Below are 3,667 nucleotides of genomic sequence, written 5' to 3' on the forward strand. Positions count from 1 at the left end.
CATTCGTTATACCAATGACGCGTTGCTTTTTCGTCAAACCAGAAGCGAATATTACCGCGGTTAACGAGGGCTTGATTATAGTGAGACCAGTTTGTGATTTTGCTCATTGTTGTTGCACGGGCTAGTAAAATATAGATGATCTGATCACAGGCTGGCAAGATAGTTCAAACTTTTAGGAAACAACGCTATTGGACATACAAAAACCAGCTAGTGACTCCTTTGATGGAATTAAAACCTTTCTAATATTGGTCATAAATAATGCATAGCAAAACTAAAACAAGCTAATATAGTGTCCTCTGATAAAGATGTTAAGGCACAAAGGAGATTGCGTGCATGGGGTTTCGAAAGAGTATAAAAGTTGGAAAAGGTGTACGGGTTAATATAGGTAAAAAAGGGATTAGTAGTCTTTCCTTGGGAGGTAAAGGTTTAACTCTGAATGCGAGTGAGAAAGGTATTCGTGCTACAGGAAGTATACCCGGTAGTGGAATCTCTCACGCCAAGGTGGTTTATAAACCCGATGGGACTTCTAAGCACGTAAACCTTAAGAGTAGCTTACCACCACAAATTGACACTGATGTACGAAAAGTTAGCTTTTTGCTTGGTATGGGAATTTTTTTCCTGCCGTACATCTTTGCTTGGTATACTCTTCGCAAAGGACACTCCACGATTTCAAGAGTCACAAGTTTCGCTTGGTTGTTTTGGCTTATATATTCAGTTATCCAACAGCCCTAACAAAGCAACGTATGGCGATCTACATTCGTTTCTATTAAAGACTGCTACAAATCAATCAACTACAAGGCTGTCGTGTAGCGATGTTACGACCGTACGTTTAAGACAAATCTCTCCTTAGGCCGTAACTTATTATATGCCCTTCTCCGTGTTTCGGTTTATTGATAAGACACTCCACTAAACCCTCATTCACCATGCATTTTCTAATTATGTGTGCAATTCATTAGGGCATGCTTACTTTAAGAATCTAGCTTTCGCACTATCCGAGGCAATTCCGCTAGCGACTAATATAACAAGTTATGTACAATGCCGCCTATAATATGTATTGTGGTTACAATAAATTAAGTAGTAGAGATCATGGCAACGCAAGCATTAATTAATCCCCAAATTGTAACTTGGGCACGGCAACGAGCCGGCTTAAGCAAGGAGGACTTTGCTCAAAAATTAGGGATTAAAAAGGTTGAACGCGTAGTTGAATGGGAGGCTGGAACATCTAAGCCTACATTTGTTCAAGCCCAGAAAATTGCAAATGCCACTAATATTCCTTTTGGTTATCTATTTTTAGTTAACCCTCCTAAAGAAGAGCTACCTATACCTGATCTCAGAACTATAGGTAACAAGCATCGTAATGAAGTATCAGTTGAAATGAGAGACATCATTAAGCAGGTAATGTATAAACAACAGTGGTACAAAGAGTATTTGCGACAAATTGGCGAAGAGGAATTGCCGTTTGTCGGTCGCTTTACTACAAAAAATACTGTTTATGATGTTGCACAAAACATAAGAGGTGAATTAGGAGTTCCACTGCCTCAAAAAGGCTCTTGGGAAGACTATCAACGTCAACTAATCAACGCTGCTGAAAACTCTCGCATTCTTGTTATGAGAAGTGGCATTGTAGGTAATAACACCAGAAGAAAGCTCGAAGTTAGTGAGTTTCGAGGCTTTGCCATCTCCGACAAATTAGCGCCTGTAATTTTCATCAATAGCTCTGACGCGCCAGCCGCAAGACTTTTTACGCTTATTCATGAGTTAGCTCATCTTTGGATAGGCAGTAGCGGGGTTTCTGATCTTGGCAACGAACATGCTGAAGAAGAAAAGTTCTGCAATGCTGTAGCTGGCGAATTTTTAGTCCCTGAGAAAGAATTCCATGAAATGTGGAATCCTCTAGTTAGCCTACTAAATAATGTTGTAGCAATTAGTTCTAGATTTCACGTTAGTAAACTCGTTGTGGCTAAACGGGCTTTCGACTGTAACGCTATAGACTCCGATACTTATAGGGAATTTTACCAACGTGAAATGAAAGCGTTCAGACGCAAAAAAAGCAGCGGAGGAGACTTTAACATTACTGCGGGTGCCCGTAACAGTGCTTTATTTTCTAGTGCAGTTGTTGCAGAAGCAATGAGTGGGCGGATTCTACTTCGGGATGCAGGGAGCTTATTGGGAATTCAACCTAATAAAATTAAAACGTACGCGAGCAAACTTGCCTTATGAATTACCTGCTAGATGCAAATACATTTATTGAAGCGAAAAATCGGTACTATTCGATGACAATTTGTCCGGGCTATTGGCAGTGGTTATTGCAATCAAACAAGCATTGCGGCGTTTCAAGTATCGAATTCATAAAGAAAGAGCTGATTAACGGTAATGATGAACTCGCGATATGGGCTAAAGAACATCCAGGTTTGTTTGAATCTAATGATGATGAAGCAACCCAACTTGCCTTCGCAAATGTGGTGAATTATGTAATGTCTCTAACCGAGATGAAAGACGGAACACATGAAGAGTTTCTGAGAGGGGCTGACCCTTGGTTAATTGCTAAAGCTATAACAACTGGATCAGTGATAGTTACCCACGAAAAGCTCGACAAAAAAATCAAGAGAAAAATCTTAATCCCAAACATTTGTGAGCACTTCAAAGTATCTTATATCAATACTTTTGAGCTATTAAACAATTTAGAAGCTCAATTTGTTATGCATACATCAACCCCTTAGGCTTTAGAGCCTTATTTACTTTCAAAATGTGTAGCTCGCTAATCATACTTGAAGCGCCTCCACTAACTAATCCAAACCTCATAAGTAATTCATTAGCAATAACGCTAACCTTGTTTCAATAACGTTTAAAACCGGTAATTTCCGGCTTTAAATTTTCCTATCCGTGACATCAGTATTTGGCTTACATTCAAGCGAGTTCTGCACTACTGAATTTGGAGTTTTTAGCCAATATTTTTAGTTTGAGTCGTATAGGTAAAGTGGTGGCGTTGCTATAGCATCTTAATGCGGCGTTAGTCCCTAAAAATTTATGCCGAATTCACTTAACACAGATGACAACCTAAAACGTTTTTCCAATACTGAGGAAACCCAACACATTGGACTAACACTCATAGTAAAATCACTTGTGAAAAGAACGGGTGTAAGAACTGATAACTTTCATCCTTGGGGTGATTTATAATTCATGCACTTTAGCTTCATTTGTATAATGACTTTAATGAGCTATTTTTGTTATCCCAGTAATATAGAAGAAATGGAATTGCACCTCCTTTAATCTCTTCTGCTGAATAGAACTTCTCTGTATTGAAAGCTTTAAAATAAATTCCTTGAGAATAAGCTTTAACTGTTGAGGAAAGAATGAACGCCAAATAGATTAAAACAAGAATTGAGGTAAATATTGTTAATGATGTTGAAATTTGCATCAATGCAAAGGTAATAAGCAATAAAACCATTAGATGGGATAAACTTCTAATTTTATTAATTTTAATTTTGGTCATACATAAAAATCCTTTTTAAGTTCCTTCCTAAATTGTACCTATTAATATGTTCTGGTCAACTCCAGCCGGACACTTTTCTTAAAGAATTTTCATACTCTACTGGTGACTGATCGTTATTAGCTGAGTGCAGCCTTTCCAGATTGTAATATTTCATATATTCAGTAACATCACTTT

The 3,667-nt window shown here is 38.0% G+C and carries 5 protein-coding genes; 3 read left to right on the plus strand and 2 right to left on the minus strand.

What is annotated here, in order from left to right:
* The first annotated feature begins 333 nt into the window (after window positions 1–333).
* The 3 genes from L1272_RS22675 (at window position 334) to L1272_RS22685 (ending at window position 2,720) form a co-directional block, all read left to right on the plus strand.
* On the plus strand, window positions 334–732 hold the full coding sequence (locus L1272_RS22675; RefSeq protein WP_063528117.1) for a DUF4236 domain-containing protein: 399 nt from the start codon (window positions 334–336) through the stop codon (window positions 730–732).
* Between the two features lie 354 nt (window positions 733–1,086).
* Window positions 1,087–2,220, plus strand: coding sequence for an ImmA/IrrE family metallo-endopeptidase (locus tag L1272_RS22680; RefSeq protein WP_063529044.1), 1,134 nt, complete (start codon window positions 1,087–1,089; stop codon window positions 2,218–2,220).
* Complete coding sequence (locus L1272_RS22685; RefSeq protein ID WP_118845572.1) at window positions 2,217–2,720, plus strand: DUF4411 family protein; 504 nt, start codon at window positions 2,217–2,219, stop codon at window positions 2,718–2,720. Before L1272_RS22680 ends, L1272_RS22685 begins: the two co-directional genes overlap by 4 nt.
* Window positions 2,721–3,193: 473 nt before the next feature.
* Here L1272_RS22685 and L1272_RS22690 read toward each other — a convergent pair whose 3' ends face one another.
* On the minus strand, window positions 3,194–3,493 hold the full coding sequence (locus L1272_RS22690) for a hypothetical protein (protein WP_118845574.1): 300 nt from the start codon (window positions 3,491–3,493) through the stop codon (window positions 3,194–3,196).
* Window positions 3,494–3,548: 55 nt separating this feature from the next.
* Window positions 3,549–3,667: IS3 family transposase (locus L1272_RS22695; RefSeq protein WP_235374343.1), on the minus strand; the 119-nt coding region annotated here is incomplete at its 5' end.

Origin of the sequence: Pseudoalteromonas sp. PAST1 (genome assembly GCF_021532515.1) — a bacterium.
GTDB classification, from domain to species: Bacteria; Pseudomonadota; Gammaproteobacteria; order Enterobacterales; family Alteromonadaceae; genus Pseudoalteromonas; species Pseudoalteromonas simplex.

What these genes read in the sequence shown, in the direction of transcription:
- L1272_RS22675 (WP_063528117.1), top strand. Translation starts at nt 334, where the DNA reads ATGGGGTTTCGAAAGAGTATAAAAGTTGGAAAAGGTGTACGGGTTAAT.
- L1272_RS22680 (WP_063529044.1), top strand. Translation starts at nt 1,087, where the DNA reads ATGGCAACGCAAGCATTAATTAATCCCCAAATTGTAACTTGGGCACGG.
- L1272_RS22685 (WP_118845572.1), top strand. Translation starts at nt 2,217, where the DNA reads ATGAATTACCTGCTAGATGCAAATACATTTATTGAAGCGAAAAATCGG.
- L1272_RS22690 (WP_118845574.1), bottom strand. Translation starts at nt 3,493, where the DNA reads ATGACCAAAATTAAAATTAATAAAATTAGAAGTTTATCCCATCTAATG.